This window comes from Sphingomonas sp. GW821-FHT04B01 (assembly GCF_059420425.1).
The window spans coordinates 1-16,300 of record NZ_JBWKTR010000023.1; the positions used below are offsets into that span (position 1 = coordinate 1).

At 62.5% G+C, this 16,300-nt stretch carries 13 protein-coding genes; 5 read left to right on the top strand and 8 right to left on the bottom strand.

Going from position 1 to position 16,300, the window contains the following annotated elements:
- The 4 genes from AC07UH_RS21140 to AC07UH_RS21155 form a co-directional block, all read right to left on the bottom strand.
- Positions 1–375: hypothetical protein (locus AC07UH_RS21140; RefSeq protein WP_495182156.1), on the bottom strand; the 375-nt coding region annotated here is incomplete at its 3' end.
- Positions 359–1,201, bottom strand: a complete 843-nt coding sequence (locus tag AC07UH_RS21145; RefSeq protein ID WP_495189992.1) for a hypothetical protein — start codon at positions 1,199–1,201, stop codon at positions 359–361. The genes AC07UH_RS21145 and AC07UH_RS21140, both read right to left, overlap by 17 nt.
- 166 nt (positions 1,202–1,367) lie before the next feature.
- Complete coding sequence (locus tag AC07UH_RS21150) at positions 1,368–2,315, bottom strand: alpha/beta hydrolase (RefSeq protein ID WP_495182158.1); 948 nt, start codon at positions 2,313–2,315, stop codon at positions 1,368–1,370.
- Complete coding sequence (locus AC07UH_RS21155; protein ID WP_495182159.1) at positions 2,306–4,321, bottom strand: beta-glucosidase; 2,016 nt, start codon at positions 4,319–4,321, stop codon at positions 2,306–2,308. The genes AC07UH_RS21150 and AC07UH_RS21155 overlap by 10 nt, the downstream gene beginning before the upstream one ends.
- 312 nt (positions 4,322–4,633) lie before the next feature.
- Between AC07UH_RS21155 and AC07UH_RS21160 the strand changes: the two genes are divergently transcribed.
- Both AC07UH_RS21160 and AC07UH_RS21165 read left to right on the top strand, forming a co-directional pair.
- Positions 4,634–6,982 (top strand): TonB-dependent receptor, encoded by a 2,349-nt coding sequence (locus AC07UH_RS21160; RefSeq protein ID WP_495182160.1) that lies wholly within the window; start codon positions 4,634–4,636, stop codon positions 6,980–6,982.
- Positions 6,983–7,043: 61 nt separating this feature from the next.
- Positions 7,044–7,679, top strand: coding sequence for a TetR/AcrR family transcriptional regulator (locus AC07UH_RS21165; RefSeq protein WP_495182161.1), 636 nt, complete (start codon positions 7,044–7,046; stop codon positions 7,677–7,679).
- A gap of 7 nt (positions 7,680–7,686) precedes the next feature.
- Here AC07UH_RS21165 and AC07UH_RS21170 read toward each other — a convergent pair whose 3' ends face one another.
- Together AC07UH_RS21170 and AC07UH_RS21175 are read right to left on the bottom strand one after the other, a co-directional pair.
- The gene (locus tag AC07UH_RS21170; protein ID WP_495182162.1) at positions 7,687–8,493 is read right to left on the bottom strand and encodes an SDR family NAD(P)-dependent oxidoreductase; all 807 of its coding nucleotides are present in this window, start codon (positions 8,491–8,493) and stop codon (positions 7,687–7,689) included.
- Between the two features lie 11 nt (positions 8,494–8,504).
- Entirely contained in the window at positions 8,505–9,980 is a 1,476-nt protein-coding gene (locus AC07UH_RS21175; RefSeq protein ID WP_495182163.1) for a flavin-containing monooxygenase, read from the bottom strand.
- A 75-nt stretch (positions 9,981–10,055) separates the two neighbouring features.
- Here AC07UH_RS21175 and AC07UH_RS21180 point away from each other — a divergent pair, with 75 nt between their 5' ends.
- Positions 10,056–10,694, top strand: a complete 639-nt coding sequence (locus AC07UH_RS21180) for a TetR/AcrR family transcriptional regulator (protein ID WP_495182164.1) — start codon at positions 10,056–10,058, stop codon at positions 10,692–10,694.
- A gap of 723 nt (positions 10,695–11,417) precedes the next feature.
- Here the strand turns inward: AC07UH_RS21180 and AC07UH_RS21185 are convergent.
- On the bottom strand, positions 11,418–11,804 hold the full coding sequence (locus AC07UH_RS21185) for a type II toxin-antitoxin system VapC family toxin (protein WP_495182165.1): 387 nt from the start codon (positions 11,802–11,804) through the stop codon (positions 11,418–11,420).
- Positions 11,801–12,046, bottom strand: a complete 246-nt coding sequence (locus tag AC07UH_RS21190) for an AbrB/MazE/SpoVT family DNA-binding domain-containing protein (protein ID WP_495182166.1) — start codon at positions 12,044–12,046, stop codon at positions 11,801–11,803. The genes AC07UH_RS21185 and AC07UH_RS21190 overlap by 4 nt, the downstream gene beginning before the upstream one ends.
- A 908-nt stretch (positions 12,047–12,954) precedes the next feature.
- Here AC07UH_RS21190 and AC07UH_RS21195 point away from each other — a divergent pair.
- Entirely contained in the window at positions 12,955–14,322 is a 1,368-nt protein-coding gene (locus AC07UH_RS21195) for a hypothetical protein (protein WP_495182167.1), read from the top strand.
- Positions 14,323–14,604: 282 nt separating this feature from the next.
- Positions 14,605–16,269 (top strand): recombinase family protein, encoded by a 1,665-nt coding sequence (locus AC07UH_RS21200; RefSeq protein WP_495182168.1) that lies wholly within the window; start codon positions 14,605–14,607, stop codon positions 16,267–16,269.
- The last annotated feature ends 31 nt before the right edge of the window (positions 16,270–16,300 follow it).

Below are 16,300 nucleotides of genomic sequence, written 5' to 3' on the forward strand. Positions count from 1 at the left end.
CCAACTGTCTTCTTCTCTGCCGTCGCGCTCGCGGCCACCGTCATCTTCTGGCTGTGACCAATGAGTCCTGAGCCTAGACACCTCCGTACCTTTCACCACACCCAGCCTGGCCTTGGTCGGCAGGTGAAGCGCAGTGACGACCGCGCTGCGTTCGAGGCCCGTCCATTCGGAAGATGCGGGCGGCGGATCGGCGGGATGAGCAGAAGGAAAGACTTCCGCCAGCGAGGAAACGACCCTGACACCATCGGACGGTGACGCGACAGGCGCGGTTGCGGGCGACGGCAGCCACATGACAACCGCCACCAGTATCAGCGCCGTGACGCTGATCGCAGCCAGAGCCCATCGCCAGGGAAGTCGCTCAGCGTGGTCGGACATTGCTGAGCACGCCGAGCCATTCGGGGGATGCGTGCGCCAGTTCGCCGTTGGGGCCGAATGCCGCCGGGCCATCGCCTGCACCTTGCAGCTTCCACATGAACCAGGCGGTGGGATAGCCGAGCAATGGATAGACGCCGATATTGCACGATCCTGAAATGCCGCCGGGGGCGCAGTCGGGGCTGCCCTCGATCTCGGTATGCCCGCCGAGCGCGATCATCCCCATCACCTTATCCACCGCATCCGACGTGGGTGCGTAATAGCCAAGGTTGGTGGGCAGGCTGGAGATGACGTCCGCATCACCGCCGACATAGAAAATTGATCCCCGCGTTACCTGCGGCAGCGCGCCAAGGTCGATCGAGCAATTGGCCACTACGCACACCGCCCGCAGCGGCGTCTCGATCGGCACGTAGGTCTTGAATAGCGGGTTGTTCTGAGAAAACAGCAATGTCGCGCTCGCGGCCCCCTGCGAGTGGCCAGCGAGGCCGATATTGTCCGCGTCGACTTTGCCGTAGAAGACGCTCTGCGGATCGTGTGACAGGCCGAGCAGGTATTTCGCTGCGTCAGTTACCGTATCACCCTGCCCCGTCGAGCCATCGCGTGAGCGGATGACGATGGACCCCCAGCTGGCCAGGTGCCGCAAGAAATAGCGGTTCTTGTCGGCAGGCACGGTGTCAGCGGTGCCATTGGCAAAGACGATGACGGGGTGGCGGAACCCGTCCGCCATCCGCCTCAATGGATTGGTGCCTAGGTTTGACGGATACCAGATGTCGCAGACATTGCCCTCGCGATCACACGCACAGTTCGACACTATGGTCGTCTGGCCCATGGACCGTCGGCAGCGTATTGCCGCTCAATCGGCCCGTTCGGCTGATACGTCGCCGCGATGACCGGCTGGGTCAGCACCATAGCACTTAACGCATATATCAACGACCAACGCATCGATCCGTCTCCTTGTCAGGGGGGTGTCCTCTCGCGGCCTCTGTGGGCCGTTCCTATTGTTTCGTGAGCCAGCCGTGCGTACCGAGCCAGCCGAGCAGCGCCTGGTTCCAGCCGACGCTGGTCGTGCCGGCCTTGCCGTCGAAGCCGAAGCCATGACCGCCATGTTCGTAGACGTGCAGCTCGACTGCGCGTCCTACGCGGCGCCAGCTGTCGGGCAGGCCATAACCCTGCTTGCCAAACAGTTCGTCATCGCTAGCGACAGCGACAAATAGCGGTGGAGCGGTCGGCGCGATGATGGTCGGCGCCATCGACGGATAAATGGCGGCGAACAGGTCCGGAGCCGTCCCTGGCGCGGCGGCCTTCACCAGATCGACGCCCATGATCGCTCCGGCCGAAAAGCCGATATACGCGACGCGCTTGGGGTCGATGCCCCAATGCGCGGCACGGGCTCGTACCATTCGCATTGCCGCCTGTGCATCGGCAAGCGCCGGTGCAGGCGCGGGGATGTCCGCGCCCCCTTTCGCGCCAGCGACCGCGGCGGCCGCGAAGCGGGCGAGTGCCGCCTGCTTGAACGCCTCCATCGGCGCAGGCGTGGGATCGAGGCGATATTTGAGGACAAAAGCAGCGATACCGTGATCCGCGAACCAGCGGGCGGGTTTCATCGCTTCCGCTTCCATTGACTCCATCACGAAGCCGCCGCCCGGCGCGATAACAACCGCGGCGCCCGTCGCCTTGTCCTTGGCAGGCAATACGGGCATCAGCGTTGCGGTCGACACGTTGCGCACGGTCGGACGACCGGCAAGCGTGAACCAGCTTTCCGACGGCATGCCGGGCACCCCGCCGGTGCCGAGCGGAATAGCGCCGGGCTGCGCCGGTGTCGCCATCGGCGCGACCGGAATGTTCTGCGCAGAGGCGGATATGGGGCAAGCGAGCGCAACCAAAGCGCTGACGATGCGGGCACGCGACATCAGATAATCCTTCGCTGAGGGGGTCAGCGCCACTTGCGCGCCGGAAGGGTGACGGTGACGACCGGACCGAGATCGGTGGCGGATCGGCCGAGGGCGAAGCCATAGGCTCCGGCGGGCATGGTCCAGTGGCCGCCCTTGCTGTCGGCGAGCAGGCGCGGTTCGATCGGGATCGTTGCGGTTGCGACCGCGCCTGGTTGAACAGCAATCTTCGCGAATCCGGCGAGGCGCAAAGTGCGTCCGGCGGGCGAGGAAACAAGATAGAGCTGGGCCACATCGCTGCCTGCGCGCACCCCCGTGTTGCGGATCATTGCGGTCGCGCGCGGGTTCGCACCGCCAACGATCTTCACCGCGCCGTGCTCGAAGGTCGTGTACCCAAGCCCGAAGCCGAACGGGAACAGCGGCACCGCCTCCTTGCGCGCAAACCAGCGATAGCCGACGTCCGCACCCTCGATGTCGTAATCGATCGGATAGCTCTTGCCCGCCGCTAACCCGGCGGCGAAATCGCGGTCGATCATCCCCGCATAAGGTAGCGCCGGCCGCGGCAGCTGCTCGATCGAGGCCGGGAACGTTACCGGCAACCGACCCGACGGGTTCACGTCGCCGAACAGCGTCGCCGCGATCGCATCGCCGCCCTTTGCGCCGCCATACCACGCCTCGAGCACTGCCCCCGTCCGCTCGAGCCAGGGCATCAACACCGGGCCGCCGGTTTCTAGCACGACGATCGTCTTAGGATTGGCAGCGGCGACCGCGGCGATCGTCGCATCCTGGCCACCGGGCAGCGACAAATCGGGCACGTCGGCGCCCTCTGCCATCCATTGCGTCGCCAAGACGATCGCGACGTCAGCGCGAACAGCGGCAGCGGCCGCCTCCGCCGGATAGCGGCCATCGACGAACGTCACCTTCGCCTTGGGCGCCAGCGCGCGGATCGCAGCGAGCGGCGCGGTGCCGTGGAAGGTCTGGTTGTTGTATTTGGCAAGCGGCCCCTCGCCCCCCATCGGCAGCGACACCGCCGGCCCACCGGCGGGCTGGACCTGCGTCGATCCGCCGCCCGACAGAACGCCGGCATCGGCATAGCCACCGATCACCACGATCGAGCCGACGTCCTTCGACAGCGGCAGCAGCGCGTTCCGGTTACGCAGCAGCACGATGCCCTCGTCCTCGACCGCACGGGCAATTGCGGCATTGGCGGCAAAGTCGATCGGCGCCTTCACTGGCGGGTTGGCATCCAGCCCGATCGCATAGATCGAGCGCAGGATACGCCGGTTCATGTCCCCGACGCGCCCCGCATAAGCCGGATCGCGTGCCGCCGCCTCGGCAAGTGGCTTGCCGAAGAACACCTGCTTGTCGATCTGCGCACCCGATTGCTGGTCGAGCCCGGCCAGCGCAAAGTCGGTCGCGCCGACCGCGCCCCAGTCCGACATCACGAAGCCGGGATAGCGCCAGTCCTGCTTCAGCACCCGGTTGAGCAGATAGTCGCTGCCGCACGCCGGGGCGCCGTTGACGCGGTTGTAGGCGCACATCACGGCGCCAGGCTTGCCGCGCTCGATCGCGATCTCGAAGGCGAGCAGGTCGCTCATGCGAAACGGGTCGTCGGCAAGTCTGCCGTCGACTGCATGCCGGCCGGTCTCCTGCGCATTGAGCGCGAAATGCTTGACCGTGGACAGGACGTGCTGCGACTGGACGCCGTCGATCGCTGCGCCGCCCAGCAATCCGGAATGCAGCGGATCCTCGCCGAAATATTCGAACGTGCGCCCATTGCGCGGATCACGCATCAGGTTGATCCCGCCGCCCAAGAGCACGTTAAATCCCTTCGCCCGCGCCTCGCCGGCGATCATCGCGCCGCCACGGCGGATCAGGTCCGGATTCCAGGTCGATCCCATCGCCGTTGCGGACGGCAGTGCGGTAGCGCCGTCCTTCCGCAGCCCTGCAATGTACGACACGCCCAGGCTCGCATCGGTTTCGATCAGCGCTGGGACGTTAAGCCTTGGGATGCCGGTGACATAGCCGGCGCCCAGCACCGCTTCGGCTGGTATCGTCACATTCGGGATAAGCGGGATTGCCCACAGTCCGTGGGTCAGTGTCGTGCGCTCGTCCGTCTGCATACGGCGTTCGGTTTCAGTAGCGCGTTTATCGGCACCCGCTTTACTGGTTCGCGGGAACGGGGCGGTTTGCGCCCCAGCTGACCCGACGGAGCCCAACAGGACGGCGAGCGCCAACGCGCGGGTGTACCGAAATGTTATCATGCCTACTCCCGACTGCGCACTTACTTGCATACGCGCTTGACAGTATGTTTCGAGTAGACAATGCTTGTTGTCAAGCGGCGTGGACCGCGTTTAGGTGAGGAATAGACGATGCGTGGATTGGCGCTGCTGATTGGTTCGAGCGTAATGGCATGGGCCGGAAGTGTGCAGGCACAGATCGCTCCTGCGTCAGATGCTCAGGCGTCTTCACCAGCACTCGATACGACGTCGACGGACGGCGACATCGTCGTCACCGCGCAGCGTCGCACCGAGAACCTGCGCGACGTCCCCATCGCAATCACCGTCGTCAACGGCCAGTCATTGCGCGAAACTGGCGCGAATCAGCTGGCCGATATCACGCAGCGCGCACCCAGCCTCAACTTTACCGCCACCCCCGGGGTACCAAATTTTGCCATCCGCGGCGTTGGTACCAACTCATTCGATTACGGTATTGAATCTGCGGTCGGTATCGCCGTCGACGACGTCAACATCACGCTGCCGCGCTACGTGCCGCTGAACTCGTTGGCGGACGTCGAGCGTGTCGAGGTGCTGCGCGGGCCGCAAGGATTGCTGTTCGGCAAGAACACCACCGCCGGCCTCATCTCGATTACCACCGCGCGGCCCGAACTCGGCACCTGGAGCAGCAGCGGCCGCGTGCAGGCGGGCAGTCGCGACCAGGTTCAGTCGCAGGCGGTGGTCAACGTGCCGATCGGCGAAACAGCGGCGTTGCGCGTCGTCGGTGGCTATCAGTATCAAAAGCCCTCAACGCAGCTCGTCGGCCCCGGCCGGCTTGATCCCGTACGGCGCTGGTTCGGCACGGGCAAATTGCTATGGAAGCCGACCGATCGTCTCAGCCTCTATGCGATCGTCGACAACCAGAACAACAACGGCATCGAAGCCTATTCGACGATCCGCAAATTTGGCGGCAACGATCCGACGCCGATCCCAGCCGCGTTTCGGCCGCTGGCGCCTGCACATTTCGTATTTGCGCAGAACAGTGCGCTTGGCGTGATTGCATCTCCCACCAACAATAAGACTGCGATTGGCAGCACCAATGTCGTACGCGACGAAAAGAGTTTTGGCGCACAGCTTGCAGTCAATTACGATGCGGGTCCGGTGGTTATCACCTCCGTCACCGCCTATCGAAACCTGAAGGCGCGAGCGAACAACGATGTTGATCAGACGCCAGTCCCTTTCTTCGACACTAACATCGCCAATTCGCAATCCAATCAGCTATCGGAGGAACTCCGCCTTTCAAATGCGGGTCATGGAGTCGTCGACTATACCGCAGGCCTTTATTTCTTCCGCCAGCATATCGACGCGCAGATTTTGCAGGATGGTACGTTCGGCGTTTTCCCTGCGAGCTTCCCGGTGCGCCTGTCGCCGGTCAATGGGCAATCCAACTTTGATTACACGACGAAAAGCTATGCCGGCTTCGCCCAGCTGACCTTCAACCTCACGTCCCAGCTGCGTCTGATTGCCGGCGGTCGCTACACGCGCGACGAGATAGATTCGACGACGACCGTCACTGCGGTGCCGGGGGTCTGCAACCTCGTCACCTTCCTGCTCAGCGGCGGACGGCGCTGCGTCGGGGCGCTGGCCGCGCCTATTTTTGCAGGTCGCAACGCCAATGGCTTCTCAGGCCGTGCCGGCATCGAATACGCGATCACGACGACGGCCAACCTCTATGCCACCTACACGCGCGGCTATAAGGGGCCGGCAATCAGCTCTGCGGCCGGAGTCGCGTTCAACGTCGACCCGGAAAAGGTTGACGCCTATGAGGTTGGCGGCAAGTTCGACCTGCTCGACCGCAAGCTGAGCCTCAACATTGCCGGCTTCATCAACAACTTCCGCGATTTCCAGGCGCAGGTGTTCGACCCCGCGCTAAATGGCGGGCTGGGCTCGTTCCGCACCGGCAACGCGAGCGAACTGAAGACGCGGGGCGTCGAGGCGGAGGCAATCATTCGCCCCATGCGTGGCATCAGCTTCAATGGCGGCGTCACCTATCTCGACACCAAATACGGCAATTACAACGTCGCCTGCTTCGCCGGACAGACCGCCGCGCAAGGCTGCACGCTTGCCGGGCCGAGCTTCAATGCCGCGGGCACGCCGCTGGTTGGCGCGTCGAAATGGACGACCAGCCTCGCTGCCAACATCGATCAGCCGATCGGCAATGACCTCAAGGTTTTTGTGACCTCCGATTGGCGGTATCGCAGCCGCTTCTATTACGCGATCAACGATCCCAATACGATCCAGTCGGGCTATTCGTTGGTCAACGGGACGATCGGCATCGGCGACATCGGCGATCACGCCCGCTTCAGCGTGTTCGTCCGCAACCTGTTCGACAAGCGCTACGCCGCTGCCATCTTCCCCGGCAACTTTTCAGCCGGACAATATGTGCAGACCCTGCCCGACAATGCCTTCCGCCGGATTGGTGGTGCATTCGAGTGGCGCTTCTGATGCATAAGGCCTTGTTTCGTGCAGCGTGACCGGCTCATGCTTTTTGTAAAATGAGACGACGATGATGAGCGAAACGAAGCCCAAGCGGCGGACGCAGGAACAGCGTACGGCGGAAACTCGCACGGCGCTGTTCGAGGCGGCAGTGCGCGCGATCAGCCGACTGGGTTACACGCGCGCCAGCAACGGAATCATTGCCGACGAGGCCGGAATCAGTCGGGGCGCAATCACGCACCACTTCGCCTCGCGCGCCGCCTTCATCGCCGAGGTGGTGCGCTGGGTTTTTGATGCCGAGGTAGTCGCCTATCGCGAACTGCAACGCGAGCGGCAGATCGGCTCGCGCGTCTCCGACTGGCCGCGCATCTCTTGGGAGGTGCTGTCACGACCATCGGGCATGGCGGTCCTCGAGATTTTCGTTGCCTCGCGTAGCGATCCCGATCTGGCGACGCTTATCAAGCCCGTGCAGAGCGCGATTGAAGAATTGGCGGCGAAGGCGTTCCGGGAACGGTTGGGTACGTCTGTACTCGATAATTCAGCGATCCGTCTGGTTGTTTGGGCGATGCGCGGCATGTCGCTAGGGCGCGAGTTTATCGATGATCCTCAGGCAATGGATGAATCCATCGACCTGCTTTCATCGTTGCTTGAGCGGGCGGCCCCAAACGGCACACTTGAGGAACTGCTACCGCCCTCCAAGGACTAACGGGGGATCAGCCGCGACGGCGGCCGATCACACGCCAATACGCCACCGGCATCAGGCGTTCGATTGCGGCAACCAATTTGGCATCCTGTCCGACTAAGATGCGAGGCTGGCGCCGTTCGATACCGCGTACGATGATCTCGCCCGCCTGATCTGCATCGAGCCGCAGCACCTTCTGGAAATGCGCCTGTTGCCTGGCGGCCTCGGCCGCATCCACTGCTGCGGCAGCGCGGGCATTCGTCGCGATACCGGTCCGGACGCCACCGGGATGAACGACGCTCACCCCGACCGGCGACTCCGCCGCCTCCAATTCATGTCGCAGCGCCTCCGAAAAGCCGCGCACCGCGAATTTGGCGGCGGCATAGGCGCTTTGCCCCGGCGGTGCGATCAGGCCGAACAGGCTCGACAGGTTTACAATTTGGGCATGCGGCCGCCGCTCAAGCACAGGGAGGAACGCCCGCGTCATCCGCACCACGCCTTGCAGATTAATCTCCAGCAGCCAATCGAACTCCGCCTCGCTCAACTGCGCAAACGTCCCCGATAGCGCGACGCCGGCATTGTTGACCACGACGTCGACCGTACCATGCGCTGCCGCAACCTCGTCAGGAAAGTGCGCGACGGCGGTTCGATCCGCCACGTCGAGTTGATGGCAAGTCAGACGGACGGCGTCTCCGATCAGCCCCGCGGTCTCTGCAAGGCCGGCCTCGTTAACATCTGCGATGGCAAGACTGCATCCTCGGGCCGCCATCGATCGCGCGATCGCACGCCCAATCCCGCTTGCCGCACCGGTTACGACCGCGACCTTGCCGTCCAGCATTAGTCGAGCGCTCATACCGCCACCCCCGTTGGCGTCGTTCGCGCATAGCTAAAGCGCAACACGCCATCGTCCATTTGCCCCGTGCGCAGCGCCCAAAGGTCTTGCACGTAGTTCTGCTGCACCCGCCAGGGCGCACGAGCGCCCTGGCGCGGAAGCAGCGCGGCGGCACGCTGGACGTAACCGGACGTCAGGTCCAGGATCGGCGGCTCGTCGGTCGATGCTGCGGGCGCCTGCGGCATCACGCTCGTTGCGCCGCGCGCTTCCATATGGTCCAGCAGGCGGCGGACGAACTGCGAAGTCAGGTCGCACTTCAGCGTCCACGACGCGTTGGTATAACCGATCGCAAAGGCAAGGTTCGGCACCCCGTCCAGCATCGCGCCCTTGTAGAGCAGCCGACGTCCCGGATCGACGACCGCGCCGTCGACCGTGATCCGCGCCCCTCCCATCAACTGCACCTTTAAACCGGTGGCGGTGATCACGATGTCCGCCTCCACCGCACCGCCAGACGCGAGGCGCAGGCCGCTTGGTTCGAAAGCCGCGACCTCGTCGGTCACGATCGATGCTTGCCCCTTGCGGAGCACCTTGAACAGATCCCCATCTGGCACCAGGCACAGCCGCTGATCCCAGGGATCGTAGCGTGGTGTCAGATGCGTCTCTATGTCGAAATCGGGACCCAGCATCGCGCGCTGATGCTGCGCGATCTTCTGCTTCACCACATGCGGCTTGCGACGCGCCATTGTGTAGACGAAGCTGCCGTAGAGGATATTCTTCCAGCGAATTGCCGCCTCCGCCGCGCGTGCAGGCAGCCAACGTCGCATGGTTCGTGCATGCATGTCTCGCGACGGGCGCGAGACGATATATGTCGGCGACCGCTGCACCATGGTGACGTGTGCGGCCCTCATTTCCGTAAGCGCCGGCACCAGCGTGACCGCGGTCGCACCAGATCCGATCACGACGATGCGGCGATCTGCGATAGCGAGCGTGTCCGGCCAAAATTGCGGATGAACGATCTGTCCCGCAAACGTCGCCATACCCGGCCACGTCGGCGCGTGTCCGGCGGCATAATCATAATATCCCGAGCACAGGAACAGGAATTGGCAGGCAACCTGCCGCACGTCGCCCGCCGCTTCGTACGTCACCGTCCATACAGCGTCCGCCGACGACCAATCGGCTGCAGTAACGCGATGGTTGAGGCGGACACCCTGATTGATGCCGTATTCGGCGGCAGTGTCGCAGATATAATCGCGAATGTCGGCGCCGGCAGCGATGGAGCGGTCGCCCGTCCATGGCCGAAATGGAAACCCCAGCGTTGCCATGTCTGAGTCACATCGCAGTCCCGGATAGCGGAACAGATCCCAAGTACCACCGATCGCATCACGTGCTTCGAAGATCGCCCAGCGACGATGCGCTTTGCCCTTCGACATCCAATAGGCGGCATCAATCCCGGACAGTCCCGCCCCCACGATCAGAACGTCAAGTTGCTCCATGCCCATCCCCATTCACCGGCGCACCCAATTAGTGACAATGCTGGTTGTCATTGTCAATCCATCTATGAGAGGAGCATGACGACGACAACCACAAAGCGCTGGACCGGCCGATCACTGGACGCTCGCCGTGCTGAACGGCGCGAGATGCTGATCGCGGCTGGCGTTCGCCTCTACGGGTCGCAAGGGTTTCATGGTACCGGTGTTCGAGCGATCTGCCGCGAGGCCGGGCTGACTGAACGCTACTTCTACGAGAGCTTCGCCAACGGCGAGGAGTTGCTGCTGGCCGCATTCAACGAGGTTATCCAGGCGCTCCTCATCCAAATCGTCGAAGCCGACGAACCCGGCAAAACGGCCGAGCATCGTGTCCGCCGGATGCTCGGCGCCTATTACGCCGCCTTGCGCGCGCATCCGGCCGCAGCGCGGGTATTTTTGGTCGAGATTGTCGGAGTGTCGCCTGGGATCGACGCGGCGATCCGCCAGTCGATGCATGACCTGTCGACCCCCCTCTTTACCGCGCTGGCGTCAGATCAAAACGACCATTGGCGGGGGGATCCCCTATTGCGCCGCGGGATCGAGGGCGGTCTGCTTCATATCGCGTTGGATTGGGGAGCCCATAAGTACGCGCAATCAGTGGACGCCGTGATCAACGCCGCTTGGCCACTTTGCATGGCCGCCGCAACTGGGTTCGACGACAAGCCTATTATGCCGCTGTGACCCATCCCAAACGTTCGCGACGTGCGCGGCGCACCTCGAAAGCGGCCAGTCCGCTAAGCCCAAAGTAGGTCATTCACCTCTTGCGGCCTGCGACTCAAGAGCAGACAGTCGGTGGGCGAGGAGGATGCAACGGATGCAGGGCTGGTTTCGGATCGAAGGCGAGCGTGACGCTTGCCTTATTCGGCTTACGATGGGTGGGTTCTTCGATAGCGCGACGATCATCCAGATGCATCGAGAACTAGTGCAGGCTATCGCAAAACTATCCTGTCCCGACAACACTCACTTAACACTTTGTGACATTCGGCAGATGGATATACAAAGCCAAGAAAGCGTAGGTGAGTTCTCTCGGATAGTAGGTGGAGACGACGTTCGATCTCGCCGGCTAGCGTTTGTGACAGCAAAAAGTCTTGCTCGCTTGCAGGCAAGAAGGTTAACATCGCGGGACGGCGTAGAATTTTTCTCTGAGATCGAAAAAGCCTTAAGCTGGCTGCAAAATTAAACGTCACGACCTGATCGACCAGGTGCCTGACCGCTGATACCCTGCGCTTATGTAAAGCTGCCATTCCGCTCACCACCAGGAAACGGCCTTCTGGCTCCTACCCCGCTGCATGAACGGAGTGCAGCTTACCGCGGTGGGCCGCCCGGAAACGGACGGGCCGCTCCCCACCCATGGCTGTCGAGCCGGACGTCCTGCCCCCTCCCCTACCCCGCAACCGTGCGAGGTTAGCGGATCGCGACAACCTTGACTTCAACGGCATCAGCGATCTTCTTCCAGTTCTGGTCGCTGGTCCGCGCGGGCAAACCGTCGCGCAGTGCAAGTGCCAGGCAGAAACGATCGCCAAGGCTAAGCCCCGCCTCGGCGGTTGCTGCCCGCAGCCGCCCGGCGATCTGCGCGAGCGACTTGTCGGCCGGCACGACGGTCAGCGGCAGTGGATCGAGCATGGCATCGACTTCGCGCTCGGGCATGCCCGCATGGACGAAGTGGCTGATGACCTCGGCATAGTTGACGCTGCTCACCCGCGCCCCACCGACCTCGGCCGCGACCTTTGCCGCTCCGCGTTCGCCCTTGAGCATGGCGATGATCGCAGACGCATCCAGCACCACGCTCATTCTCCGCTCTCCTCCCGACGTCGGGTAAGGAAAGCGTCAACGGATGCGTCGGGGTTACCATCGGTGTACTGCTTGGCCAGAGCCTGGGCGCGTGCCACCGCTTGGCTTGCCGTCCGTAACACGACGCCATCCTCGGTTTCATCTAGGTAGACCGCACCACCGCCACTCAGACCAAGACGCTTTCGGACGTCTGACGGCAGGCTCATGCGCCCGTTAGGCGTGATGTTGATTTGCAATGTCATATTGGCACATTTGCCTCTGTGGATTACGCCACCATTACATAGCCTAGGCGGTCATTTACGGCAATGATCTCGCCTTGTGCCATTATCTTATTCCCATGTCTCTGATGGTATCAGGTGGTGCGCAGCCACAACCCTGCCAGATAACATATTTTGCAGGTACGCTTTGGGCATACCTTATGAAGACCGGCGGGCGGCTGGTACTTTATGGGCGGTTGGACGACGTAAAAAGGACTGATCAAACAAGCACCACGTATCGAAGACCGAACCATGTTCATTCATACTTTTAACCTCTGGCGAGCAGCGTATTGCCGCGTTCGTTGCGACGGTTATCTTGCGAGTACCGGCATTCCGCTATCGACCGCCGGCAGGGCATTTGGGCTCCTGCGCGGCCAAATGAACGAATGGCAAGTTATGCAGGCGGTCACATGAAAACGGACAGGTCGCTCTGCACCACTCTGGGCCGACGGCGCATTACTGGACGTGGGCACTGCCCCAATCAATGCAGGGCCCTTTGCCGCTGACGCCGCTCTCGGCCAGGCCTCGCTCACCACCTGGAGCGTCTTTTCCTGCGCGCCCGCTAGGGCTTCTACCAACAACCGGACGGTCCGAGGCTGCATGCTTTGCCTTGCTGCCATTCTGGCGAAGACGGCTGCTGGAGGGCGAATATCGCGCCCCACACGAACTCACCGTAGCTTTCGCGACGCGATCGCGCTACGTTGATGGTGATCCCGACGTGTTGATGGATGCGAGCGTCGGGTAAGGTTTCGGACGGCACGGCCTGGTGTGTCAACGAAGAGGCACGGGGCGCGCCATCAACCCCACGTCCTCGAGAGCTGCTTCGGGTTTAAATGCAGTTCGGCCCTTAGGCGGGGCGACCGTCGCGTAGCCAGGACGCGATCTTCATAGTTTTGGAGATCGTGATGTCGTACGCTCGAAAGAAAGACGTTCCAACAGGCCCTTACAAGTCAAGCGCTACACGAAATGTAGCAATCCTGACGCGACGCCAGGCAGCCTTTGCAGCGGCGCTAACCGCCTTGCAGATCGGGGATGAAGACAAGATCATCGACCTCGTCCTAGAATTGGTCCAGGGCTTCGACAAGCTTGGCCAAGATCGAAAAATCACGGCGCATATCAACACCTCTGTGAAGGCGCTTAAAGAGGGGCAGCGCTTTGTGGCGAAGCACAACTGCTTGCTTTATAGTAAGCAGGACGTTGTCGATCACCGCGCTTACGTGATGAGTTTCTTAGGCGCACAAGAGAATGACGAGGTCGCCGGTCTTTTCGAAACCGTGCTTCTTTGTAAAGCCGAACTTGCTGGCTCGGGATCGTATGCGCTGCATCGTCATGTAGAGCGGCTTGACCGACTCAAACGCCACCATACTGCTATCTATCAGTTCGTGATCGAGGGGCGACTGGGGGAGGCAGCAGCCTTTTTCCGCAGGCAGCCTTCCGAGCTGCCGATGGCGGACTTCGCCCTGACGATACGAGTCCAGGCTTATCTGCTCGCCTTCCGTACCGTGCTCGATTTTGCCCAGGTTCTGAACACACTTGCGCTCACGCCGCTTGGCAAACGCTTCAAAGGCAAAACCGTCTGGCTGAGCACAGCGACCGCCTTGGCGGAATCGGTTTGCGCCCCCGCAAAGATCGTGGTCGAGATTGCCGAGCGAGGCAGGTCGATCAATCCCCACCTCAGCTTCCAGGATACCGTGACGGTCGCCACGCAAAGCGACTGGCTGCCGTCGAACGCAGAAGGACTCAAGCTGGCCATCATTGCTAGCCGCGTAGAAGATCGACTGACCACCGGCGAGAAACTTTCCATCGACCGGCTGTTACAGGCCTTGGCAGAAGCCGCTCGACGTGTGGTCTTCAACCGTGAGGCGCTGCAGGCTCGGGGCTTCGCAAGGCGCGATTTCTGCCACAAGATGATGGGCCTGACCATCGGCGAAGCCGTGACGTATTTGTCGCTAACGATGCTGCGTGCGCTGTCGCAGGTGGATGAGGAGACGGAACGGCTATTCCCCAACGCGGGTCTACCGCGCCGTCGACGCGCCGAGCCACCCAACGTAGATATCCGCCTGGCCACTGGCCTGCTGCGGGCGGACGCGAAACTCGATCGCTGCGTAGTGCGGCATATCCAGGAGCTCGACGCGGCTACAAAGAGCGGAAGAAAGTCGCTTCACTCGCTGCGCTGCGCTTTGAAACGCGGGCCCGTTCGAGCCAAAGCGGAAGAGCTGATTCACGTGCCGGTGACTGACTGGTTTGAGGTCCGACGGTGATGCGCGATCAGAACCACCACCGCGCTTCCGTTAGGCTTCCGTGCAATCTTTGGGTCCCCCTGTGCCGATGGCGCCCTGGTGCAGGAAGGCACCATGTCGAGTCATGGCACACGGTCGGGCGAAACAAAGCCGCTCCCCGACAAACAGGGCGCTCACTTAGGCCTGGAGGATCTTGTTCGGCTGATCGCCCGACAAGCAGCTTCGGACCACCGCAAGTCTGCCTTTCCCGAGTCCCCGAACCGTTACGCAGCAGCGCCGCGACGCAGGTGAGAAGATAGACCAATGCCGATTAAGAATTGCCCACGGATCGCGATTTACGGTCGCCATTCCACCAGCATGCAAACGGCCACCTCAAGCGCCGACCAGGCTGCCTCGTGCATAAAGCTGATCGACTATCTCGGCGGCCGGGTCGTTGCCACCTATTTGGACCCCGAACAGTCGGGCTATCGCCGCGACCGTGCGGGCCTCAAGAAGCTGTTGAGCGATGTCGAGAATGGCCGGGTGGATCTCGTCGTGTGCGAAGCACTCGACCGCCTCGCCCGCGACGCAGAGGACGTCGCCTGGCTTGGCAAGAAGCTAGCCTACCACCGTGTGCGGCTGCATACCGTCAGCGAGGGCCATGTCGACGAGATCAAGTTCGCGGTTGCGGGCCTGCTGGGCGCGATCTTTCTCAAGCACCTCATCGACAAGACCATCCGCGGGATGGAAGCCGCCGTTCTGGCTGGCCGCTTTGCCGGTGGCCGCGCCTATGGCTTCAAGCGCGTCATCAGGCTCGACGCACGCGGCGAGCTCATTCGCGGACTGCTGGAGATCGACGAGGCCCAGGCCGATATCGTGCGCCGGATCTTCACCGAGTTCGCGGCCGGACAGTCGTCCATCCAGATTGCAAAGAGCCTCAATGAAAACGGTATCCCCGGTCCGCGGGGCGGACAGTGGAATGCGTCGACAATCCGCGGCGACCCGAAGAAGGCCGTCGGCATCCTGAACAATCCGCTATACGTCGGCCGCCTCGTCTGGGGGCGACGGCAGTGGCGCCGAAATCCGGACAGCGAGACGCGCGAGCGGCGCTACCGGATTCGCGACCAGTCGGAATGGGTGGAGGTTGCCGTTCCCGACCTGCGCATTCTCGGCGACCGGCTCTGGGACGCGGTGCATCAGCAGATCGAGCGGCGCAAGAACCCCAATCTGGGCGGCTCGCCCGTGGGGCAGAAGCGGAAAAAGCATCTTTTGTCCGGCCTCATCCGCTGCAGCGTGTGCGGGTCGAACTATACCATCAGCGGAAAGGACTATTACCGCTGCGCTGGGCAGAAAGAGCGCGGCACCTGCAGCAACACCATATCCGTACGCAAGGCACCCTTTGAGCACGCGACGCTGGCGGTGTTCCAGCATCACCTTTTCACGCCCGACCATGCACGCATCTTCGCCGATGAATTCGCGCGGGAGCTGGACCGCCTCGACCGTTACGCCGGGAACCATGACGATGCGCTGAGCGAGCGTCTGGCGGTGGTCACGGCTGAGATCGCTAACCTCGGCGCGAACATGCTGGCCGGCGTTATCAGCGAGACGTTGACGAAGCTGCTGGTTGAGCGCGAGGCAGAGAAGCAGCGGCTCGAGGCGCAGATCCAGCTCCAGCCCCGTGTCGCGACCATCACTCTGCCGACCCCTGCGGACCTGACCGCGCTCTTCGCTGCGAAGGCGGAACGTCTTACAGAGACGCTCAACGAGGACAAGATCCGCGGCGAAGCCGCCGAGATCCTGTCGCAGCTTATAGAGAGCGTGACGATTTATCCTGACGCGGGCGGCTCGGCCGAGGCCGAAGTGGTGGCAACGATCGGGGACCTGGTGGCGTTTGCCACAAACGACAACGCCGCCCGTGAGGGCGGCGTGTCGAGTTCTACAAAGGTGGTTGCGGGGACAGGATTTGAACCTGTGACCTTCAGGTTATGAGCCTGACGAGCTACCGGGCTGCTCCACCCCG

Excerpts from the sequence above, each read along its gene's own strand:
- AC07UH_RS21145 (WP_495189992.1), bottom strand. The coding sequence starts at position 1,201 with ATGGGCCAGACGACCATAGTGTCGAACTGTGCGTGTGATCGCGAGGGC.
- AC07UH_RS21160 (WP_495182160.1), top strand. The coding sequence starts at position 4,634 with ATGCGTGGATTGGCGCTGCTGATTGGTTCGAGCGTAATGGCATGGGCC.
- AC07UH_RS21165 (WP_495182161.1), top strand. The coding sequence starts at position 7,044 with ATGATGAGCGAAACGAAGCCCAAGCGGCGGACGCAGGAACAGCGTACG.
- AC07UH_RS21170 (WP_495182162.1), bottom strand. The coding sequence starts at position 8,493 with ATGCTGGACGGCAAGGTCGCGGTCGTAACCGGTGCGGCAAGCGGGATT.
- AC07UH_RS21175 (WP_495182163.1), bottom strand. The coding sequence starts at position 9,980 with ATGGAGCAACTTGACGTTCTGATCGTGGGGGCGGGACTGTCCGGGATT.
- AC07UH_RS21180 (WP_495182164.1), top strand. The coding sequence starts at position 10,056 with ATGACGACGACAACCACAAAGCGCTGGACCGGCCGATCACTGGACGCT.
- AC07UH_RS21185 (WP_495182165.1), bottom strand. The coding sequence starts at position 11,804 with ATGAGCGTGGTGCTGGATGCGTCTGCGATCATCGCCATGCTCAAGGGC.
- AC07UH_RS21190 (WP_495182166.1), bottom strand. The coding sequence starts at position 12,046 with ATGACATTGCAAATCAACATCACGCCTAACGGGCGCATGAGCCTGCCG.
- AC07UH_RS21200 (WP_495182168.1), top strand. The coding sequence starts at position 14,605 with ATGCCGATTAAGAATTGCCCACGGATCGCGATTTACGGTCGCCATTCC.